Origin of the sequence: Hyalangium sp. (genome assembly GCF_045802625.1) — a bacterium.
GTDB lineage: Bacteria > Myxococcota > Myxococcia > Myxococcales > Myxococcaceae > Hyalangium.
Genome location: NZ_JBJMQP010000117.1, coordinates 36,520 through 57,662, shown reverse-complemented (window position 1 = coordinate 57,662; position 21,143 = coordinate 36,520). Strand labels below are relative to the sequence as shown.

The 21,143-nt window shown below is 67.5% G+C and carries 18 protein-coding genes; 3 read left to right on the top strand and 15 right to left on the bottom strand.

From position 1 onward, the window contains the following. The first annotated feature begins 102 nt into the window (after positions 1-102). Genes ACJ8AT_RS21815 through ACJ8AT_RS21805 form a run of 3 tightly spaced genes read left to right on the top strand, consistent with a single transcriptional unit; the run spans position 103 to position 4,328 of the window. Complete coding sequence (locus ACJ8AT_RS21815; protein WP_407739725.1) at positions 103-2,556, top strand: protein kinase domain-containing protein; 2,454 nt, start codon at positions 103-105, stop codon at positions 2,554-2,556. Beyond that, positions 2,557-3,468, top strand: coding sequence for a CapA family protein (locus ACJ8AT_RS21810; RefSeq protein ID WP_407739724.1), 912 nt, complete (start codon positions 2,557-2,559; stop codon positions 3,466-3,468). 59 nt (positions 3,469-3,527) lie between these two features. Further along, a complete protein-coding gene (locus tag ACJ8AT_RS21805) occupies positions 3,528-4,328 on the top strand; it encodes a M15 family metallopeptidase (RefSeq protein ID WP_407739723.1) in 801 nt (266 codons plus the stop codon). A 9-nt stretch (positions 4,329-4,337) separates the two neighbouring features. On the opposite strand, the gene ACJ8AT_RS21800 is transcribed toward ACJ8AT_RS21805, so the two are convergent. From ACJ8AT_RS21800 to ACJ8AT_RS21730, 15 genes are all read right to left on the bottom strand, one after another. Then, the gene (locus tag ACJ8AT_RS21800) at positions 4,338-4,700 is read right to left on the bottom strand and encodes a hypothetical protein (protein WP_407739722.1); all 363 of its coding nucleotides are present in this window, start codon (positions 4,698-4,700) and stop codon (positions 4,338-4,340) included. Beyond that, the gene (locus tag ACJ8AT_RS21795; protein ID WP_407739721.1) at positions 4,697-5,836 is read right to left on the bottom strand and encodes a hypothetical protein; all 1,140 of its coding nucleotides are present in this window, start codon (positions 5,834-5,836) and stop codon (positions 4,697-4,699) included. The genes ACJ8AT_RS21800 and ACJ8AT_RS21795 overlap by 4 nt, the downstream gene beginning before the upstream one ends. Positions 5,837-6,230: 394 nt before the next feature. Beyond that, a complete protein-coding gene (locus ACJ8AT_RS21790; RefSeq protein ID WP_407739720.1) occupies positions 6,231-6,860 on the bottom strand; it encodes a hypothetical protein in 630 nt (209 codons plus the stop codon). A gap of 394 nt (positions 6,861-7,254) precedes the next feature. After that, positions 7,255-7,608, bottom strand: a complete 354-nt coding sequence (locus ACJ8AT_RS21785; RefSeq protein ID WP_407739719.1) for a DUF2019 domain-containing protein — start codon at positions 7,606-7,608, stop codon at positions 7,255-7,257. Positions 7,609-7,646: 38 nt separating this feature from the next. Further along, positions 7,647-8,414 (bottom strand): glucose 1-dehydrogenase, encoded by a 768-nt coding sequence (locus ACJ8AT_RS21780; RefSeq protein ID WP_407739718.1) that lies wholly within the window; start codon positions 8,412-8,414, stop codon positions 7,647-7,649. A 25-nt stretch (positions 8,415-8,439) separates the two neighbouring features. Next, entirely contained in the window at positions 8,440-9,423 is a 984-nt protein-coding gene (locus ACJ8AT_RS21775; protein WP_407739717.1) for a zinc-dependent alcohol dehydrogenase family protein, read from the bottom strand. A 73-nt stretch (positions 9,424-9,496) separates the two neighbouring features. Beyond that, on the bottom strand, positions 9,497-10,342 hold the full coding sequence (locus ACJ8AT_RS21770; protein ID WP_407739716.1) for a polyphosphate kinase 2 family protein: 846 nt from the start codon (positions 10,340-10,342) through the stop codon (positions 9,497-9,499). A gap of 38 nt (positions 10,343-10,380) precedes the next feature. Further along, on the bottom strand, positions 10,381-11,793 hold the full coding sequence (locus ACJ8AT_RS21765; RefSeq protein ID WP_407739715.1) for a vWA domain-containing protein: 1,413 nt from the start codon (positions 11,791-11,793) through the stop codon (positions 10,381-10,383). A 59-nt stretch (positions 11,794-11,852) separates the two neighbouring features. Further along, positions 11,853-13,754 (bottom strand): hypothetical protein, encoded by a 1,902-nt coding sequence (locus tag ACJ8AT_RS21760; protein ID WP_407739714.1) that lies wholly within the window; start codon positions 13,752-13,754, stop codon positions 11,853-11,855. 156 nt (positions 13,755-13,910) lie between these two features. Beyond that, a complete protein-coding gene (locus tag ACJ8AT_RS21755) occupies positions 13,911-15,782 on the bottom strand; it encodes a DNRLRE domain-containing protein (RefSeq protein WP_407739713.1) in 1,872 nt (623 codons plus the stop codon). 252 nt (positions 15,783-16,034) lie between these two features. Next, entirely contained in the window at positions 16,035-16,694 is a 660-nt protein-coding gene (locus tag ACJ8AT_RS21750; RefSeq protein ID WP_407739712.1) for a hypothetical protein, read from the bottom strand. Between the two features lie 68 nt (positions 16,695-16,762). After that, positions 16,763-18,292 (bottom strand): Ca2+-dependent phosphoinositide-specific phospholipase C, encoded by a 1,530-nt coding sequence (locus ACJ8AT_RS21745; protein ID WP_407739711.1) that lies wholly within the window; start codon positions 18,290-18,292, stop codon positions 16,763-16,765. A 140-nt stretch (positions 18,293-18,432) separates the two neighbouring features. Beyond that, the gene (locus ACJ8AT_RS21740; RefSeq protein ID WP_407739710.1) at positions 18,433-19,026 is read right to left on the bottom strand and encodes a hypothetical protein; all 594 of its coding nucleotides are present in this window, start codon (positions 19,024-19,026) and stop codon (positions 18,433-18,435) included. 172 nt (positions 19,027-19,198) lie between these two features. After that, on the bottom strand, positions 19,199-20,344 hold the full coding sequence (locus tag ACJ8AT_RS21735; protein WP_407739709.1) for an NIF family HAD-type phosphatase: 1,146 nt from the start codon (positions 20,342-20,344) through the stop codon (positions 19,199-19,201). Between the two features lie 19 nt (positions 20,345-20,363). Next, positions 20,364-21,095 carry an SDR family NAD(P)-dependent oxidoreductase gene (locus ACJ8AT_RS21730; RefSeq protein ID WP_407739708.1) on the bottom strand — a complete coding sequence of 244 codons (732 nt, stop codon included), beginning with the start codon at positions 21,093-21,095 and terminating at the stop codon, positions 20,364-20,366. Positions 21,096-21,143 lie beyond the last annotated feature (48 nt).

The following is a 21,143-nucleotide window of genomic DNA, read 5'->3' as shown; positions in this document are numbered from 1 at the left end:
CCGGCGGCCCAGGTGGCGGCTGGCTGCACGGTAGGTCACCGCCGCCCCCGGAAGAGCGGATTGCTGGGCGGGAAGGGGCCGGGCGGATACACTGCGCCGGCCGTGTCAGAGGATCGCAATGGAGCCGACGCTCCGCTGGGCAACGACGATACCGTAGTGGCTTCGCCGGGCGCGCCGCGCGTAGTGGCCGCGGAGGGCGAAGGCCTGTTCGCTGGGCGCTACATGCTGCTGGGGAAGATCGGGCGCGGGGGTATGGGCACCGTGTACCGGGCGCGCGACACCCTGGTGGGCGATCTGGTCGCGCTGAAGATGCTCGAGCTGGGGGACGGACAGCGGGGGGACCTGCTGGAGCGTTTCCGCCGCGAGGTCCGGCTGGCCCGGCGCATCTCCCACCACCACGTGGCCCGCACGCACGATCTGGGCGAGCACGCGGGGCACCTCTTCCTGACCATGGAGTATGTGGAGGGGGAGGATCTGCAGTCGCTGCTGGGCCGCGAGCGGGTGCTGGGGCCGGTGCGCTCCGCGCGGATCGCGCTGGCGGTGAGTGAGGGACTGGCCGCGGCCCACGCGGCGGGGGTGGTGCACCGGGACTTGAAGCCGGCGAACGTGCTCGTGGAGAAGGGCGGCCGGGTGGTGCTCACCGACTTTGGTATCGCCCGGGCCATGGCCGGCGAGTCGGCCTCGCGCACGCAGGGCATGGTGGGCACGCCCATGTACATGTCTCCGGAGCAGATCTCCGGTGGCGAGGTGGAGGTGCGCTCGGATCTGTACGCGGTGGGGCTGCTGCTCTACGAGATGCTCACCGGCGAGGTGCCCTTCACGGGAGATTCCCCCATGGCGGTGGCCTTCGCTCGGCTGAGGCAGCCCCCACCGGATCCGACGGGGCGCACCGGTGTCCCGGACGCGCTGGCCCACCTGGTGCGGCAGTGCGCGGCGCGCGAGCCCGGCGAGCGGCCCTCCGGGGCCTCCGAGGTGGCCGCCGTGCTGAGGACCTGGCTGGGCTCGGTGGGCGAGCCGGTGGAGGTGGCCGCTGCCTCGCGCACGCCCGTGCCCGGAGCCACCTCCACGGGAGTGGTGACGCCGAGCGCCACGGCCGCTTCGACGGGGTGGGGCGCGCAGGCGAACACCGGCGTGCCGCGTCCGACACCGCGGACGATGAGCCGCCCGGGAGAGCAGGGCCTGGCGGTGCTGCCGCTGCGGTTCATGGGCCCCAAGGAGCAGGAGTACCTGGGCGACGCGGTGACCGAGGGCCTCATCGACGTCCTGTCGCGCACCCGAGGCGCCCGGGTGCAGAGCAGCGGGGCCACGGAGCGCTTCCGCAACGAGCGGGATCCGCGGGTGGTGGGGCGAGAGCTGGGCGTGGGGCTCGTGGTCGATGGAGGTGTGCAGAGCCTCGGGAAGATGGTGCGCGCGTCGCTGCGGCTGGTCGAGGTGGCCTCGGGCGTACAGCTGTGGAGCGGCCGCTTCGAGGACTCGGGAGATGACGCGTTCGCGATCCAGGATCGGCTGGGGCGGCGGATGGCGGAGGCGATCCGGGGCGAGCTGCTCATTGCCACGTACCGGGATCAGGCGACCCCCGAGATGCTGGAGCTCTACCGGCAGGCGATGGTGCAGGTGCACACGCGCTCGCAGGCGCTGCCCGAGGAGGTGATCGGGCCGCTGGACGCGTGCATCGTCCAGGCCCCGGGCTTCCTGCCCGCCGTGGCGCTGCATGCCCTGGCCAGCATGAGGATGTGGTTCATGCGCAACTCGGACGGCCAGCGGGACTGGGCGTCCATGGCCCGCGCGAGCGTTGACCGCGCCGTTCAGCTGGCTCCGGAGCTGGTGGAGACGCTGCTGGCCAAGGCGATGCGGGCGACCCAGGATGGCGACTGGCGGCTGGCGGCCGTCTCGCTCCGCTCCGCGCTGGCCGCGGCGCCGACCTTCCCCGGAGCCCTGCAGTACCTGGGGAGCCTGCAGTGCGAGGCGGGGCGCGCGGATGAAGGACTGGCGCGGCTGCGCGCGGCCTACGAGCTGGATCCCGAGATGTCCATCGCCCTGTACGAGATAGCCCGCTGCAGCGCGCTCCGAGGGAAGATGGACGACTACCGCCTGAACATCGAGCGGTTGTCGAAGTACCCGTTCCAGCGGATGCCGACGCTCCTCATGCGCATGCGGGTCGGCGCGTGGATGAAGGATCGCGAGGAGGTCCAGCGATGCCGCGAAGAGATTCGCGATGAGCCCGCCCAGCTCGCGCTCAACACGGACGCGTATGCGGCCGCGGTTCTGGGAGACGGGGATCCGGGGCCTCTGGTGGAGAGGTTCGACATGCTCCTTCAGGCGCCGATCAGCCCGAGGTTCGCGTCGCTGCTCTGCCAGCTCGCCACGGAGGTGTTGGCCCTGAGCGGCCATCCAGAGCGCGCGCTGACCTACTTCCTGCGGGCGGCGGACTCGGCGCTCATCGATCTGGAGTGGATTGACCGCTGCCCGGCGCTCGCACCGCTGCGCTCGCTCCCCGGCTTCATGCAGGGGCGGCTCACCGTGCGCAAGCGCGTCGAGTCCATCTGGGCCACGTAGATGGGCGGCCTGCTCCTGCTGCTGTGCCTGGGGGCCGCGCCGCTGACGGTCTCCGCCGCGGGGGATCTGCAGACCAGCGCGAGCACGCCCGAGGCGCAGGTGGCGCCGCTGGCCTCGCTGCTCCAGGGAGACGTGCGGTTCCTCAACCTGGAGGGGCCGCTGACAGCCTCGGGGCATGAGTCGGGGCTCGCCCAGGATGGGACGCCGGTAGGACAGCCGAAGTTCAACGCACCTCCCGGGGTGGCGCGCTGGCTCCACGGCCGCGTGGACGTGGTGTCGCTGGCGAACAACCACGCGTTGGATCAGGGAGCGCAGGGGCTCGCGGAGACGGTGGAGCACCTGCGGGCCCAAGGCCTCCAGGCGGCCACGGCCTCCACGGATGCGGAGGTGGTGCGGGGGGGGCGGCGGGTGCGGCTCATCGCGCGGGAAGTCTCCGAGGGTTGGTCCGAGGCGGAGTCCTCCGCGCTGGAGGCTCGGGTCCGCGAGGCGCGAGCGGCGGGGCCCGTGCTGGTGTCGCTGCACTGGGGGCGCACGGGGGCGCTGTTGCCCACGAAGGAGCAGCGCAGGCTGGCGGGGCGGCTCATCGACGCGGGGGCCACGGCGGTGCTGGGCCACGGTCCGCATACGCCCCAGGGCATCGAGCGGCGAGGGCGCGGCGTCATCGCGTACTCGCTGGGCAACCTGGCCTTCTCGTGTGGTTGCACGGACGCGCGAGACGCCTACGTGCTGCGCTTCCACATTGATGAGGCGGGAGCGGCGGTGGAGGTGGAGGCGCTGCCCCTGCGAGCCGGGCTGCGCGAGCCGCCTCGGCGTGCGGAGGGAGATCCGGGAGTGGCCCAGCTCATCAAGAGTCTCTCCGACGATCTGGGGAGCGACGCGCGCATCGAGGGTGACCGGGTGCGCATTCGCTGAGGGCCGTATCAGCGCGGCGCGCATCAGTGTGGCAGCATGATTGGGTGCCCACTCGCTCCATGCCCGTCAGGTCGCCGCGCTTCCGATGTGCCGTGCTGATCGTGACGCTGGGGAGCGCGAGGGGGGCCTGGGCGGGGCAGGGGAGCACTGCCTCCGCGGAGGCTCCACCGCCCGCGCTGGCCTGCCTGTCGAAGTGGTATCCGGTGGAGCCGGTGCGGGAGAGCGGCACGTGGATGGCGCGGCTGCCGGGAGGCAAGACGTACCCGTTCGATGACGGGCGCACGAAGTCCTTCGAGGAGAAGCTCGAAGATCCCGATCTGGAGGACACGTTCTCCATCCCGTATCACGCGGGCCCCATCACTCCGGTGACAAAGGAGAACGAGGATCCGGGACGTATCCGCTTCGAGCCCTTGTTTCACGCGACCTACGGCGCATCGCAGGCGCAGGTAGACGTGGTGGGCATCGAGTTCCTCGGGCAGAAGCTCAAGGTGCACCGCAAGGTAGCGCCGGTCTTCGCGCGAGTGGAGAAGCGGCTCACGGCGGCGGTGGAGAAGGATCCGACGCTGCGGCCCTTTCTGACGAACGTGGGAGGCACCTTCAACTGGCGGAAGATCGCGAACACGAACCGCCAGAGCGCCCACTCGTATGGGGTGTCCATCGACCTGAACGTGGCGCGCTCACACTACTGGGAGTGGGCGAAGCCGAAGACACCGGTGCACTGGGAGAACCGCATCCCCCAGGCCATCGTGGACGCGTTCGAGGCAGAGGGCTTCATCTGGGGCGGGCGCTGGTACCACTACGACACCATGCACTTCGAGTACCGCCCCGAGCTGCTCGACCCGGCGTGCCGGGCCCGCTGAGAAAGCAGTTCACGGGAACTTGAGTGTCCCCTCTCGCCACGCCTTGAGCGTGTACTCAGCCGGTGTCCGGCGAAGCCCCGGGCGGGCAGCAAGCTCCTGCAGAACAGGCTCTCCCTGCTCTGGCGCGAACTCCAACGCATGTGCCGCCACGAAGGAACGCACGAAATCGTCCTCGCTCTTCAACAGCGGAAGGAGGTGGGAGGCCACTGCCCGGCTCCGGAGTTCACGGTAGGCTCCTATGATCCTGTCGGCGGCGCGGTTGGCGGCACGGTGATCCGCGGCGTTCAGCGCCTGTCCGTAAGCAATCGCCGACTGCTCATATTCTTGGACGAGTTCCTCGATGCTCGCTTTGCGGAAGTTGCGCACATTCATGGAACAACTCCGTAGTCCCTCAGGATCTTCAAGCCGAACGCGCGCTGGGCTTGGAACGATTGGCCACTCAGCCATTGTCGTACAGTTTGATCACCTGAGATGGCAGGATCTTTGGACGAATAGTACGCGCTGATCCGCCGATGAGCCTCTTCATCAATGGCAACCACGTTCTCGGTGTTGTGAAGTGCATGGGGACCGAACCGATCCACATTGCTCGGCGTTTGTTCGACTATGTGGTGCCACTGCTTGCCCTCTCCCGCCGGGCCCAATGCGTTCTTGAGGCCGCTGAACGAGCCCCAGGACCTGATACCGGCTGTGGTACCTCCCAAGCTCTGGGCTACAGCGGCGACCGCCGTGGCGGGCAGCGAGATGACAATGGTGTCTCCTACAATGGCTATCGCGCTCACCTGTCCCACGTTCGCCAAGCTGATGCCGATTCGTGAGGCACCCGCCACGGCTGCCTCCGAGAAGCTAGGCAGCATCGCCAGCCGAGAGGCCATCCACGCCGATCCCCCGGCCATGCCGTGGCTCACCACCACCGTCACCGCGAGGACAAAGACGCGGGCCACCTCCGGCCCCACCCGGTTCGCGAAACGCTGGCTGGCCTGCTCCAACTCCTCCCAGGTCGTGGCCCGGTCTGTGGCCCGTTTCAACTCCCGGCTTGCATCCACCATCTCCAGGAAGGTCTCCACTCCCAGGCAGATCAGCAGGAGCGTCGAGACGATGGCCGCCGTCTTCGTGAACACGGGCTCGGGATTGGCCGCCATGACGACCCAGGTGATGAGCCCCGTCGCAATGACGGTGTAGAAGAGCTGAGGGGCCAGAGTGGCCTCCACTGCCTTGGAGATGCTCTCCTTCAGAGGATCGAGGGATAAGCCCAGGGCTACCCCCAGCTTGTCCCACTTGCTCAGGCCCATCAGGTCGTCGAGCAAGGAGAGGCAGTTTTCGCTGCGCCGGCCCGGCTCGCAGAGGCCGCCGAAGCTCTTGCTCATCAGGCGCTGCCAGCGGGAGTCTGCGTCACTGCTGGGATAGGAGGCGCGAACCAGCCTGCCTTGCAGGGGAGAGTGAAGGGTGAAGGGCGCATTCAGCACCAATTGCGTCAGCGCTTCCTCAAACGCTTCCGCGTCCATCTTCACAGAGTGGGCCGAGGTGGGCGGCCTGTACTCCAGTGGCGCACCCTGACCCGTATCGAGACGTACGACATGCGGGGTGGCGCACGCATTGAGCAGAGCCAGGAGAAGAACCACAACGGTCAACCGAATTGCCGTCTCCGCGTAGAAGTGAGAGGCATATGATTTGGCCGCGTGCCGTGGCCAGACATCAGTAGGGGCACTCAAGGTCGACGTACTCGCCTTCAGTAAACTCGTTCATGGCCGCGAGGTCGGTCTAATACTAGCTCTGCCGCATCATCTTCAAGAACTCCACCCACTCCAACTTTCCCTTCGTCCAGCCCGCGGCCTGTGGGGCAGGTTCCAACGCCCTAGGTAAGACGATATGCTCTGGCAGCCAGGCGCCCCAATCTAACAGGAGCTATTGCACTGCACATCCTGAGATGGAGATGGAGTCCGAGCCACTTGGGCCTGTAAATCCACATTCGAGCGCCTCGCCTGATGAAAGAGTATAGACGCTGCCCGAGAATTGAAACGGCACAACATTGCTTGGTTTTTTGATCTGGCAAACAACCCAGGGAGGTTGTTGAACCTGAAATGTAAAGATCTGCTTCGGACCAGACAGTGTAAACCCGTGCCCCTGCCATATTGCATGAGTAGCAGAGAACGGGATGCACTGCGATTTCGATGGCTCCGGTGAATTGCCAGGGTTGCTTACGGGAATGGGATTGGTGTTTGTCACAAGAACCTGCGTTGGTTGCTTCACGCATCCTGGCTTGAGCACAACGCCAGAATAGAAGCCGTAGGCAGCAGTGCCGGAGATGGTAATTGTAGCGGCAATCACCTGCTCTGGGCCAACATGCACTGTAGCCAAGAGGGGAGTGCTTGGATTGGTGTTCGAGGCTTTGTAGGTAATGATTGCATATTCATCTTTCCCGACCTTTTCTCCTGCGGTTGCTTGGCGTACGCACTCACTTGGCTGTGCGGACACTGCCGTAGCGGCAAAAAGCAGCAACAAAGAGAGGACCAAGCATCTCTGCTGGGAAACCATCAGCATGCTCCTTGAGTGACACATGAACACTGAGTGCTGCTGTTACCAGTGAACATGAATACCACCGACCAACCAGGAAGTCACATGAACATCACCCGACTGACCTAGTACTAAGCGGTCACTTGCTCCGGCCTCCGAGTGCCTTCCTCTCTAGTGGGCGTCTCCTGGGACACTGGAGGGCTTTCTACGGGACATGATCGAGGGAGTTCAATGTAACCGGATGGTGCTATAATCCTGTCGGCGGCGCGATTGGCAGCACGATGATCCTCAGCGTTCAGTGCCTGTCGATAGGCGATCGCCTACTGCTCGTATTCTTGGAGGAGTTCCTCGATGCCCGCTTTTGGGAAGTTGCGCACTTTCATGGACAGTTGATCCATCTGGTGCGGCATGGTGCCTACCCTGGGTCCAGTGCCCAGGTGCCATTTTCCCAGTTTTTCAGGGTCTGCTGAGCGCTCAGTGCCGACAGCCCTCTGTGCTGCGCTGCCTCTTCCAACACCGCCTTGGCCTCCGCTGTGCGATGGCGCAACAGGAAGGCCGCGGCCATTACCCTCACGTCCATTCGAGGGTGGATGAACAGCACAGCCAGTGCATCCCTCCCAGGGTCTCCATGCGCACACAACTTGTCGAATGCCGCGATGTAGCGCTTCGCGTGACGGTTTCCTTTGGCAGCACTACCGTGAGTGATCTCCTCCGTCTGGGCAGCGACGTTCTGGGCGAACTCCTCAACGAGCTTTTCCAGTTTCGTCATTACCAGACCCCGTTCCGGACATTAAACGCTTCAGCGCCTCACTGAGCCGTCGTGCCGCCGTCCAGCACCAGCTCCGAGCCCGTCATCAACGAGGACTCATCCGAGGCCAGGTACACGACGGCATACGCCACCTCGTCCGGATGGCCGAGCCGGCCCAACGGAATACTCTTGGCCATCCGCTCCCTGGCCTTGGCCTCATCCCCGGTGAGGCTCGCCAGCTGCGTCACCATGGGCGTGTCCACGTAGACCGGGTGGATGGAGTTGCACCGGATGCCGTAGCCCTTCTGCGCGCAGTGCAGCGCCACGGACTTCGTCAGCAGGCGCACGCCTCCCTTGGCCGAGCTATAGGCCGGGAAGCCCGCCACCCCCACGAGCCCCGCCACGGAGCTCATGTTGATGATGGAGCCGCGAGCGCCGCACTGCCGCATCGCGCGGATGCCGTGCTTGCAGCCCAGGAACACTCCGTCCCCATTCACCGCGTGCACCAGCCGCCACTCCTGGAGCGAGAGCGTCTCCACGTCCTTGGCGATGCCCATGCCCGCGTTGTTCACCACCACGTCCAACCGGCCGAAGGTGGCCAGCACCGCGTCCACCACCGAGATCCAGTCCTCCTCGCGCGTCACATCCAGGCGCCAGAAGCGCACAGCCTCGCCCAGCTCCTTCGCCAGCGCCTGGCCCCCCGCTTCGTTCAGATCCGTGATCGCCACCCGCGCGCCCTCGCGCACGAGCATCCGCACGGACGCCGCGCCCAGCCCCGACGCCCCTCCCGTCACCAGCGCTACCTTGCCCTCGACTCTTCCTGGCATCGCGTCTCTCCCTTTCAATCGACCGTCAGGCCTTCACCGGCGTCAGCAGGACCTTGCCCTGGCGCCCACCCTCCAGCGCTCGCGTCACAGCCTCCTGGATGTTCTCGAGCGGGAAGGTGGCATCCACCGGCGCGTTCAGGGTTCCCTCGGCGACCAGCTTCGCCAGCTTCCCCATCAGCGCCGCCTGCGCCTCTCGCGGCGCGGTGCTCATCCAATGCACCAGCCAGAAGCCGCGCAGCGTCACGTTCCGGAAGATGATCGCCGCGGCGGACAGGTGAGGCCCCTTGCCGCTCATGGCCCCGTAGTGCACCACCGTGCCGCCCTCGCTCACCGCGTCCGCCAGCCGCAGCGTCGCCCCGCCTCCCACCGCGTCGATGCCCAGCTTCACCTTCGCGCCGCCCGTGGCCTCGCGCACCCGCTTGTCCAGGCCGTCCCCGTCCTCCAGCACCACGTCCGCGCCGATCGCCTTCAGCTCGTCCGCCAGCCCCGCGCGCCGCACCACGTTGATCGTCTTGAGGCCCTCGCGCTTCGCCAGGGTGATGAGGTAGCGCCCCACCGCCGAGTTGGCCGCGTTCTGGATCACCCAATCGCCCCGCTGGAGCGGGACGAACTCGCGCAGCAGCAGCTCCGCGGTGGGCGGGTTGATGGAGAGCATCGCCATCTGGAGCAGATCCCCACCGGGGGGCACGGGCAGCAGGCGCTGAGCCTTGGCCTTCATGTGCGTGCGCCAGGTGCCGCCCCCCATGGGCAGGAAGACGAGATCGCCCGGCTTCACCGGGGCAGCGCCCTCCACGCGCACCACGCGGCCCACGCCCTCGTTGCCGGGCACCGCCGGCAGCTTCGGCAGGATGCCGTAGAGGCCCTGAAGGGTCGCGCCGTCCGAGGGGTTGATGGGCGTGGCCAGCACCTCCAGCAGCGCCTCGCCGGGCGCGAGCGGGCCGGGATCCTCGTCCACCACCTGGATGACTTCCGCCGGAGCCCCAAAGCTCGAGAAGCGCGCTGCTTTCATGTCCACTCTCCCATCCGAAGTGCGCGGCAGCCTACCGCTTTCCCAGCCGCGCGCTACGAAGGAGAGGCGCCACCTACTTGCGCTGTCCCTTGCGCTGTCCCTTGCGCCAGGCCTCGAGCTCCGCCTTCTTGCGCACGCCCTCCTCGTCGAGGTGCTTCTGCCAGGCCTTCCGGTGGGGCCGGAGCGCATCGGCGATGGAGCGGGCGATCACCAGGTTCCGGTACCACTTGGCATCCGAGGGGACGATGGTCCACGGGGCCAGCTCCGTCGAGGTCCGGGAGATCGCCTCCTCGTAGGCCTCCGTGTAGTCATCCCACAGGTCGCGATCCTCCCAGTCTCCCGCGCTGAGCTTCCACGCCGTGCGCGGATCCTCCTCGCGCTTGAGCAGGCGCTTCTTCTGCTCGCCGCGGCTGATGTGAAGGAAGAACTTGAGGATGATCGTCCCGTGCTCGGCGAGCAGCTCCTCGAAGTCGTTGATGTGCTCGTAGCGCTGCTTCCAGAGCGACTTCGGCACCAGCTCGTGCACGCGGGTGACGAGCACGTCCTCGTAGTGCGAGCGGTTGAAGATGCCAAACTCGCCCTTGCGCGGCGCGTGGAGGTGGATGCGCCAGAGGAAGTCGTGCTCCAGCTCCTCCTGGGTCGGCACGCCGAAGGACGTCACATGGACGCCCCGAGGGTTGAGGCAGCCCACCACGTGCTTGATGGCCCCATCCTTGCCAGCCGTGTCCCGCCCCTGGAGGATGACGAGCACGGAGTGCTGGCGCGAGCCCCAGAGCACATCCTGCAGATTGAAGAGCTCCTGGCCCAGCTTGTCGAAGTCCGCCTGGACGCCCTCCTGGGTGAGCCCCTTGGGAGGCTTCTCGGAGAGGGTGCTGAGCTTGACCTTCGTCCCCGGCTTGTCGAACACGGTGAAGTCCACGGTCCGCTCCTTTCAGGTGAGACGTTGCGCCCTGCGGCTCAGTGCTTCTTCTTCGTCTTCTTCTTCGGCTTCGCCTTCGTCTTCTTCGCGGTGAACAGGTCCGGCTTGGGTTGGGGGCGGTTCTGTTCGAGGAGGATCTCGTTGCTTCGCTTCTCGAACAGGGCCATCGCGTCGGCGATCTCGAGCCGGGCCAGGCTGCCCATCTGCTTCAGGCTCTCGCGATTCTTGTCCAGGATGTCTTTGACGTCGGCCGTGTTTCCATCCTCGGCGGCCTCGTCCGCGCGGGCCGTGCGCCGCTCCACGAAGGCCCGCGAGGCGATCTTCAGCGCATCGAGATCCAGGGCCTCGCGCCCCTTGGCCTTCGCGGGGTTGAGCACCGCCTGCACCGTGAGGTTCTGGGTGCGGTGCTTCTCGGTGAGGGCATCCGAGTACCCGAGCTCGACCTGGGCGAGCTCGATGGGGCGCACCTCCGTGCCCACGTTGTCCGTCGTGAGGTGGAGGACGACCCGGACCACCTCGGCGGGGCCTATCTCTCCCACGGGGATGCGCGCCAGGTTGCCCTGCATGGCCGAGTCGAGCCCCATCACCTCCTCGAGGGTGACGGTGGGCCCCACCTTCACGCGCAGCTCCACGTTGGTGGCCGCGCGCCGGATGAGATCGAGCTGCCGCCGCATGGAGATGCGCCCCGTGACGGAGGAGTCGTTCAGCGTGGCGGCGAAGCCCCAGCCTTCCTTGGCCATGCCCGCCATCAGATCGAGATCGGCGTCCTCGCCAATGGCCACCGTGTTCACGTGGATGGCGTGCTGCTCGCGGGCCTCCCGAGCGACCGCCGCCAGGCCGTCCTGATCCACCATGCCATCCGTGGCCCGTCCATCGCTGAAGAGAATCACCTGCCGGTAGTTGTTGCTCTCCGTGGGCTTGGAGAGCTCGTCGAAGGCTTCATCGAGCCCCGCGGAGATGTCGCTGCGTCCCACCGCCTGCATCTCCGAGACCCGGGCCTTCATCTTCTCGCGGTTCTCAGGGGTCATCGGCACGATCGGGAGGACGTCCGGCTTGTCGCTCACGCGGATGACGGAGAGGTGGTCCTTGTCGCTCAAGCCGTCGATCACTCCCAGGGCGGCCTTCTTGGCGATCAGCAGGCGGCGGCCTGAGGTCGAGGCCGAGCGGTCGATGACCAGCACCACGCTCGCGGCGGGAGCCTCTCCCGTGGGGAAGTCGAGCGAGCGCAGCTCCAGGACGGCGAAGACGTCCTGACGCGAGTTCCCCAGGAAGCGAGGGGTGACCTTGGCCGTCATCTGGACCGAGCCGTTCTCGTAGGCCTGGAGCCAGGTCTTCTTCCAGCCCTCGGCCCAGTCTGGCACGTCGGGCTCGTCAGCCCTCGCGAAGCCGGCCCCCAGGAGCACGGCCAGCAGGAGGACAGAGGCCCCTCGTTGGATTTCAAGACGACCCATGGGCCTCCTCACGGCGAGGAGGGGTTCATACACCGCGGAAAGCAACCGCTGCCAGTCTTCTACCCGGAGGCCTCGACCCAGCGTTGGCAGCTCAGCGCCGCCTGGAGCACGAGGGCGCTGGTGAGGGTCCGGCTGACGTGGGGGGGGCCGGGGCTCGTCTTCGGGACAGGCCAGGCGGACCAGGCCCCCTCGGCGCCACGTGCCGCCTCGAGAAAGCCGAGCGCTCGTGTGGCGACGCTCGCCTCCGCGGGTGTCGTCTTCGCCTCTTGAATCACCGCCAGCGTCAGGAGCGCCTGGGCCGTGCTGAGCGCGTCGCTCGGGCCTGTCCCCGTGCTCCAGCCACCGTCCGCCCTCTGGGAGTCGTGGATGAAGTCGCGCAGGCGCCCCAGGGCGGGCGAAGTGGAGCGGGCCGCGCTGAGCAGCCGCAGGCTGGCATGGGCTCGGGAGCAAGGCCCCGCGCGCGCGAGCTCCTTCCAGAAAGCCTCGGGCTCCAGCCGGGCCTCCAGTTGTTCGGCACAGCGCTGGAGCGAGTCCTCGTACCGCTCCGGATCCAGCAGCCACAGCGCGTGGAGCGGCGCGGCCTGCTCCGCTTCGGCCAGCCCCGAGGCGGAGACGGCGAGGGCTTCTTCCAGGTGTCGCCCGAGGGCCTGTTCGGCCTGGGCGCGATGGCCGGTGCGCAGCAGGGCCCGCGCGAGCTGGGTCAGGGTACCGGCGTCCGGCAAGGGCCCCGGGATACCGCCGCTCCCGGCGAGCCCCTCGGGACCGCGGCGGCCCAGCAGGTGCCGCGCTTCGTAGTCGAGCATCCCGCGCAGGCGTCCTCCCAGCAGGGCATCCGCGTCGCACAGCGCGTCGATCACCATGGCTCGTGCGAGCACCTCGCTCGCGGCGCCATCCTTTCCTGGCCTGGGTGTCGCGGCGCGCATCTCGCCGAAGCCCAGGTGCCACTGCCGGACAAGGAAGCGCAGGGCCTCCCAGGCCACGCGCTGCCAGCGGCCCTCGGGCTCCGGCAGCTCCAGCTCGAGCGGAGGCAGCTCCCGGGGCCGTGGGAGGTGCTCCTCGGCGAGGCGCTCGCCGTGCTCCCGGATGGCGTGGCACCTGCGGCGCAGCGCCTCCGTCAGCGAGTACCAGGGCAGGTGCAGCTCGGGCAGCACCTGCCGGAGCCGGTCCGCGGTGTCCAGGGCCGAGAGCGCCAGCCCGACGACGTGGGCGGCATGTCCTCCGAGGTAGAGCTCCCGGCTGATCCGGTCCAGCTCATGCTCCAACGCCGCGCCCTGCAGGGTGGGGCGCTCGGGGAGCACGCGCGCCAGCAGCAGGGAAGGGATGCGCCGGTACGCGTCATCTCGCCAGTCCAGCAGGTCGTCGCACAGCTGCGAGGCGAAGTTGAAGGCGTCAATGGCCTCCAACAGCGGCACGAGCAGGCGCTCATCCCGGGCCAGCTCCACGAGCCCCGCGGCCACCGTGCGCGCCACGCCGTTCTTTCCCAGGACGACGCGGCGAGCCACCTCCTCGGTGTACTCGCGCCAGGAGCGCTCGCCCTGGGCGAAGCGCCGCTCCTCGACGCGGGCGTGTGCGTACTCCGACAGGTCCATCCTCAGCCGTTGCCAGAAGCCGGCGTGAGCGGGGATGGACGGGTAGAGCACGTGGCAGGCCTCGAACTGCATCGCCATGAGGCGCATGGCCGCCTCGCCCGCCCGAGGTGGAGCAAGGTCCTCATCCGCCAGCATGTCGTGCTGGAGGATGGCCCCATGCATCAGCCGCGAGAAGGCGGCCAGAGGCCGGAGGTCGCGCAGCGGCAGGTGGGGGAAGGCGGGAAGGAAGAGGTAGGGCAGATCGAGGTAGCCCGAGGCCTTGTCCGGACGCAGATCAATGGCATGCGGCCAGTGCGCTCGCAGATCCTCCACCAGGGCGGTAGAGGCCTCGATCTCCTTCCGGATGTCTGCGGGGAGGCCAGGAAAGGGCATGGGCTTGGTGCCGGGGGGCCCATGCAGGCTAACCCTGAACACTCTCGGTCTCAGCCGGGAGCAGCACCCCGGCGGGACTTTCGTTGAGAGGTGGATGTTGCCCCAGCGGGGCTCCGGCCATGAGGAGAGGTGCGGCCGGAGCCCACGGCCTGAGCGCTACTGGCCGGTGTAGACGCCGATGACGCCGGGCGAGCTGTCGGTGCCCTGGAACGCGAAGAGCATCCTGCGGCTGGGGCCCGAGCGGTCCACCTGGATGTCCGAGACGCGCATGTAGAGCAGCGCGTTGGGGAGCACGCCGCTGCCGTACTTCTGCACCGTGCTGCCGCGCACGCGGCTCAGGCCACCGCCCCAGGCCGTGCCCGCCCATACGCTCTCATCGAGCGGATCGCCCGCGACGGATGACACATACCCGTGCCCGTCGATGAGCTCGGTGGACAGGGTGCGCAGCCGCTGCCCGCTGGAGCTGAGCTGGGCGAGGCCCCTGCCGAAGCTGCCCACCCACACGCTCTGGTCGCTCATGACGGCCATTCCGGACACGTTGTCGTCCACGCGCTGCGCCCGAGTTGGAGGCGTGGGCTCGGCGACGGCGTCCGGCCAGATGTCGTAGCGGTTCCACGCGTAGGAGCTGCCCTCGGTCTCGGTCTGGGCCTGCCAGTAGTTGTTGCCGTCGGTGCCGTAGCGGAAGCGGGTGGAGCGGATGGCGCCGCCGAACCACACGTCACCATTCGAGGCCACCGACACGCCGTAGTACGCGTCGGTGAGCAGCACCAGGTGAGTCCCATCGCTGTTGTAGCCGTTGATGGCCGGGTGCACGTGCTCCATCACCCCCGCGCAGCCGTAGTCCCAGGTCCCCGGCGCGCAGCTGTAGCCGGGGAAGTCCGCGCGGCCCCAGGCGAAGCCGTGGTTGCCTCCGAACCAGACGCTCTTCGTCCGGGGATCGTAGGCGATGCGCAGGATGTTGCAGATCTTCTCGCGGCCACGAGGCTCGGCGGCGACCTTGTTGGGTCCAGTGGAGAGATCGTAGTGCACCACCTGGATGCCGGTGGCGGTGAGCGTCACCCGGTCCGCGTCGCCGCTCTTGTAGACGCTCGCGTCCGGAGTGCGGCCGGCGGCATAGGCCTGATCCCACTCGTCCTCGCAGGTGGGCATGCCCGTGGCGGGAGGCTTGCCCTCGTAGCCCACGAAGGCGACGCCCGCCGGGCCTCCGGCGACGGAGATGACCTTCAGGTACTTCACGCCCGAGGGCGCGCTCCCATCTAGCATGTAGCCATAGGGCCTCAGGCCATCGGCCATGGTGAAGTGGCGGAGCTGGGTCTGGCCCTGTTGGAGGACGAAGAGCCCCTCCTCACCGCCGGCCACCCAGATGTTGCCGCCCGCGTCGGCGCTCACGCCGTACACGTAGCGAGGGCCACCCTGCGCCGTGCCGTAGAACGTCCAGTCACTGGGAGGCGTGCTCGAGTTCACCGTCACGACGAGCTGGGGCCGCACGGAGGTATCCGCGTTGTTGCGCGAGTAGTACACGGTGCTATAGCGGTCCGCGGGCAGCAGCGCGAGGTTCACCGTGCCATTGCCTGTCACCGCGGCGGTCACGTCCCACTCGACCCAGGTGTTCCCCGTCACCGGGCCCGCGGTCAACAGGAGCGTCTGCGGCGCGGGCTGGTTGTTGTAGGTGACGGTGCTCTCCTCCCACGAGGAGCTCGTGGTGTAGACGGCGGGCCCGTTCCCGTTGGAGTACGTCGCGTAGAGCCGGAGCTTCGCACTGGCCACGGTGCCGCTCAGCCCGCTCAGCTGGAAGCGCAGGAAGGAGGCGTAGTGCTGCGCGCCATCTGACTTCAGCACACTGGAGCTTCCGAAGTTCTGGTCTGGATGGGAGCCCTCGACGCGCGCATCAGCGACCGGGCTGAACACCAGCGTCTGCGTCAGCTCCTGCCGTTCCTGTCCGAGACGGTCCGCCGAGTCTCCCGCGTTGAGCTCCCCACCGCAGCTCGCCAGGGCACCCACCGCCGCGGCGCACATCGCCCACTTCATTCCACGTTTCCACCTGCCCACGCCCAACCTCCATCTATTCACCGGTACGCCCCTCATCAAGACGGGCGTCCATGAACGGTGGCACTTGCAGGCGGGGTGCCGGTTGCCGGGTGGAGCTCCGCGGGGGGCTTTCCGCGCGAGGGAGAACTTCACTTCCACACCCTGGGAAGGCTCGGGGCGAGCCGGGCCGAGCGGCAGCACTGGCTGGGAAGCGGGCTCCCGCCCATGCCCACTGGCCTTCCCCGAGGTGGATCAGCGCTCCTTCTTCGTGGGCTCGGCCGGGTTCTCCTGGCGCCGCTGGCTCTTCGGCTTGCGGATCTCCTCGGGGTCAGGTGGCTGCGTGTGGGCATCCTGCGTGAGGATGGGCGGATCGAAGCACTCGAGCACTTCATTGTGCTTCTCGCACCGGCCGCGCGGAGTCGCCGCGCACTTCACCTGCGAGTAGTCGGCCTTGCAGTCATACCCACACCCGATCGACGTGTTCGCCGTGAGGCAGTCCGGCCGCCGGATGTCCGAGCCGAACTCGTGGATGGTGGCCTCGGAAGGATCCCAGCACACCAGCTGGCCGTAGTGCTCCCGGCACGCCCCATACGGAGTCTGAGCGCAGGCCACCTTCCCATTGGCCACCAGACAGTTGAAGCCACAGGCCGCCTCTCCCGCCACGGTCTTGCACTCGGGGCGCAGGCCCTCGTCGGGCGGGTGGTGGATGGCCGCGGCCGTAGGATCGAAGCAGTACACCTGCCCATTGAAGGTGGCGCAGGTGCCATAGGGGGTGCTGGCGCAGCGGAGCTCGCTGAAGCTGGCCTTGCAGAAGTAGCCACAGGCCGTCTTGCCGTTGGAGGTCAGGCATGTGGGAGGGGGAATCGGTGGGGCGGAGGCGAGGAGGGTGATGCCGAGGAGTGTGAGGATCATGAGCGGCCCTGCCGGCAGAGAAGTGGCAGGGACCGCGACGGACCTGGCACCGGATTTATTCAAACCGCTCAGAGGACGCCGTCGAAGATGCGCCAGGAAGTCACTCCTCCAATGGCGGTCTTGTTCGGGAAGGTGGCCGCCTTGTAGAGCGTGGAGCCGCGCTTCACGTTGGTGAACAGCAGCTTCACCTTGCCGCTCCCATGGGAGCTGACCGCCAGCCCCTGGTTGGCCAGCAGCCCCGACATGCACTGGCTGCCAATCAGCTTCCACGTCGAGCCGTTCTGCGAGCCGTACCCGGACGCGCACGTCTGCGTCCCGTCATACTGCACGGTGAGCTTCACGAAGGTGATGTTCTCCTGGTCCACCGTGTCCGCGGGGACGATGTCCACCTCGTTGGACGAGGAGGCTCCGCCCGTGGCGGTGCGGTACTGGATGCGCAGCTTGTGGTTGTCCGCGGCGCGGCAGACGGCGAAGTAGCGCGCGTTGGCCGCCGTGCCGGCGCGCACCATGAGGCAGGCCTTGCCCCACTCGTCCACGTGGCTGTTCGGCGTGGCCACCGAGGCCGTCCACGTCGTCGTCGTCACCGTGCTGTTGCTCTCGTGGGCGAACAGGAAGCTGTCGCTGCTGTTCCAGATGTCGCCCGAGTCCACCTCCGTGCCGAGGACATTCACCGGCTCCTGGTTGCTGCCGCACGCCCAGCCATCCAGGCACTGGAAGGGCCAGCCCAGGCTGTTGTGCGTCTTCGCCCAGGGATCCTCCAGGTAGTTCACCTTGTCCGTGGCGATGTGGTTCACGTCGAGCTGCGCCACGCTGCTCCAGGTGCTGGAGTCGTTCACGCCCCACACGCGGCCCACGAAGTTGGCCAGGTGCACGTCCGTGGAGAGCGACGCATACGCGCTCTCCATGTTGAAGAAGACGGCGTACTGCTTGGCGTTGATGCCCGAGGTGCTCGTCAGATCCGGGGCGATGAAGCCCACGCGGCTGGTGGCGGTGGTGCCGTTGGACACATAGGTGTTGAGGTTGCTGGTGGACGAGGAGACGCCGCCTCCGGTGAAGACGAAGATGAAGCGGCCGCGCATCGTGTCATAGGTAGGCCAGGTGCAGGCGCCCGTCACGGCCGCCTGGAGGCTGGAGACACCCGGGCACCCAGCCATCACATCCGAGGGCGTGAAGAGCCACGTCGCGGGCAGGTGCGCGGTGATCTGGTTGTCGAGATCCTGGGGCATCCGGTCCGTCTCGAAGGGATCCTTGAGATCGACCCACACCGTCACCACCTCGTGGTTCGGGTTGGCCAGGTGGAAGGCGCGCAGCTCGTCCAGACAGTCCGAGAGCCGGTGGCACGAGGTCTCCGGCGTCGTGTCGTCGTGGTAGACGAACCAGTTGCCCACGACTTTGGACCAGCCGCTCTTGCCCGTGTGGATGTCGAGCTCCACCGAGCGGATGCGGTGGAAGACGAGCTGATCCAGCAGCGCCTCATACCGCTGGTACGAGTTGTGGGACGACTTCTGGCGAAGCTCGTTGTACACGGGCTGGGCGTGGGCCGACGCGGACACGAACAGCGCGCACAGCACGAGGAGCAGGGGGACGCGGAGCTGCATGGGGGGGAGCCCTTCCGGCAAGGGGTGGTTCGCGCACCTTGCAGGAATTCCCGCCCTGACGGGAAGACTCTTGGAGACTTCTCCGCGCACGGAGGGCCGTGCCGCAGTGGGTCAATTCAGGCCGAGCCCTGGGGGGCGGCCTACTTCTTCGCGTTGGAGCTGACCTGGGAGGGGAAGATCAGCTTGCGCTTGTCGAGCCTCTTCAGCCGCTTCTGCACCTCGGCCAGCGAGGGCGGCGGGGTCTCGTTGAGGGCGGTGCTGACCTCGCCCGTGAGCAGCTCGAAGGAGTTGCTCCCACGGCCCAGGTACACGGCGGCCTGGGTGAAGACCTGGTTGGCCTTGGGGCCGGACACCGGCATGTACCGGGTCAGCGTCACCAGATCCTCGTAGCCGTCATCGTTGAGATCCTTGAAGAAGGCGCCCTCGAACCGGAGGATGGGCCACTGCTTGTCCGCGGAAGAGGGCGGGAAGGTGAAGAGGATCTTCTTGTCCTGGACCAGGTGGAGCTGGAGCGCGGGGTTCACCGTGTAGTCCATCACCGGCACGAACAAGAAGGAGCCGGAGTTCTTGGTGGACACGGACAGCGCCTTCTTGGCGAGGAGCTCCTTGCCGGAGAACGTCTCCTTCAAGGCGGCCAGCTCCCGGCCCGAGGGCTTGCGCTGCTTGAAAGCTCCCGCCTGGGCCGCGCCTCCCAGCAGGCACAAACCGAGAAGCACTGGAACGAAAGCCTTCATGCAACCTACCTCCGTTTTCATGCACTCTCCGTGAAGCGCGCAGCGGCTGCCGGGACAGTATCCCCCAGAAGCGGCTCGGCGTCGCTGGCCGGGCCTTCCAGGGTCTGATCTCCAACCGGGACGGTCAACCTTTACGCTTCCCCTGAACTGCGGGTGAGCCTGGGGGGCGCTCTCAGTACTTGGGGTCGACAGACTGGGGGTGGCTGCGCACGTACTCGATGGCCTGGGCGTGATCGAAGCCCATCCCCTCCATGAAGCGCACGGTGACCTGGCCGAGCGAGGTGTAGGGCAGGTACGCGTCGGCGAACTCGACGCGCTGCTGGTTCATGTACTGGACCGACTCTTCGATCTCCTTGACGACCTGGGGCATGGCTTCATCGAAGGCGCGGTGCAGCAGCCGGTCAAAGCTGGTGCAGTACGTGCCCGCCTCGAACTTCTTGAAGACGCGCTCGTTGCGCAGCTGGAAGAGGCGGGTGGGGTTGTCGTCGACGATGATCACCCGGCGCAGGCTCTCGTCGAAGATGCGCAGATCCTTCGAGGGCTCCCGGATGGGTGAGCCCTTGTGCGGATCCGTGACGCCCTCGGACTTGTCCTGAAGGATCAGGTGGCCGTTGGTGAGGATGCCCGAGATGGCGGGGGACTCGGTGAGGGGCACCCCGTTGAACTTCCACTGGGCCAGGTTCTCGTGGGTGGAGTCCTCGAGGTTGGCGGAGAAGAGGACCACGGCGCCGCCGAGCGCCAGGATGCGCTCGAAGGCCTGCTGCCAGCCGGGCACGAGCTTCACGTACCGCCCAGCGGGGGGCTTGCCCTCCTGGATGACGAGATCATGGCAGGTGGCGCCGACCTCGGGCGGGTAGTACTGGCTCCAGAGGGTCTCATCGAGATCGAAGACGACGATGAAGCGCGCCTTGGCGAGCCGCTCCAGATCGAGGCGGCTCTCGTAGTTGCCGTGGCGCACGCGATCGAGCGCGGTGTTGAAGGCGCTGAGGTGATCGGCGCTGGGGTTGGCGCGGGTGAGATCCCGGTAGTGGTTCTGCAGCTCGACGGCCTGGGCGCGCACGAGCCCGAAGCGCTCCATCAGCCGGCTCATGTTGAAGAAGCGCTGATCTCCCTGGGGCGTATCGGCGTACTTGTCGACCCAGGCGGGCAGGGCCGGCAGGGTCAGCGAGTCGAGGTCGGCCAGTGAGGTAACGCCGGCCCCCGTGGCCTGGGGAGGGGTTGCAGCGGGGGCCTGGGGTTCGGCTCGCTGGGCGGCGGTGTTCGTGGCACAGCCGAGCAGCGACGCGGCGAGCAGGAGCGGCAGTGAGAAGCGAGGCATGGTGTCTCCGACGAGAGGCCTACGTCATATAGACGCCACCGTTCACCTGGAGCGTCTGTCCCGTGATGAAGGCGTTGTGCGCCAGCATGACCGCCACTTCAGCGGCCTCCTCCGGACGCCCGAAGCGGCCCACGGGCAGCGACTCCGGCTTCGGGGCGCGAGGGTTGTCCGTCAGCATCTCCGTCGCCACGAGCGCGGGGCAGATCGCGTTGGCGGTGATGCCCTCCTTGGCGAGCTGCGAGGCGTAGGAGTGCATCAGCCCGAGCAGCCCGGCCTTCGACGCCGCGTAGTGCGGCCCGACGATGCCGCCGACCTGCGCGGCCGTCGAGGAGAGATAGATGAGGCGGCCGAACTTGCGCGCTCTCATGGTGGGCACCACCGCCTGGGTGAGCAGGAAGGCGGAGCGCAGGTTCACGTTCAGTGTCTCTTCCCAGAGCGCCAGGGTCAGCTCCTCCAGCCTGGCGGGCTGGCCGACGCCCGCGTTGCACACCAGCACGTCCACGGGACCCAGTCGATCCACCGTGGTCTTCACCAGCGCGTCAATCGAGGCCGCCGAGCCGACGTCCGCCTGCAAGGCCACCGCGTGGCGGCCACTGACTTGCATGGTGCGAACCACCTCCTCGGCCTCCTCCTCCCGCGAGCGGTAGCTCAACGCGACGTTGGCGCCCGCCTCGGCCAGCGCCACGGCGATGGCCTTGCCGATGCCTCGGCTCCCACCCGTTACCAGTGCGACTCGTCCATTCAGTGTCATGGTCGTGTTCCTTAATGTGCGTGAAGGGCCTCTCGGCGGGGCCGGTCA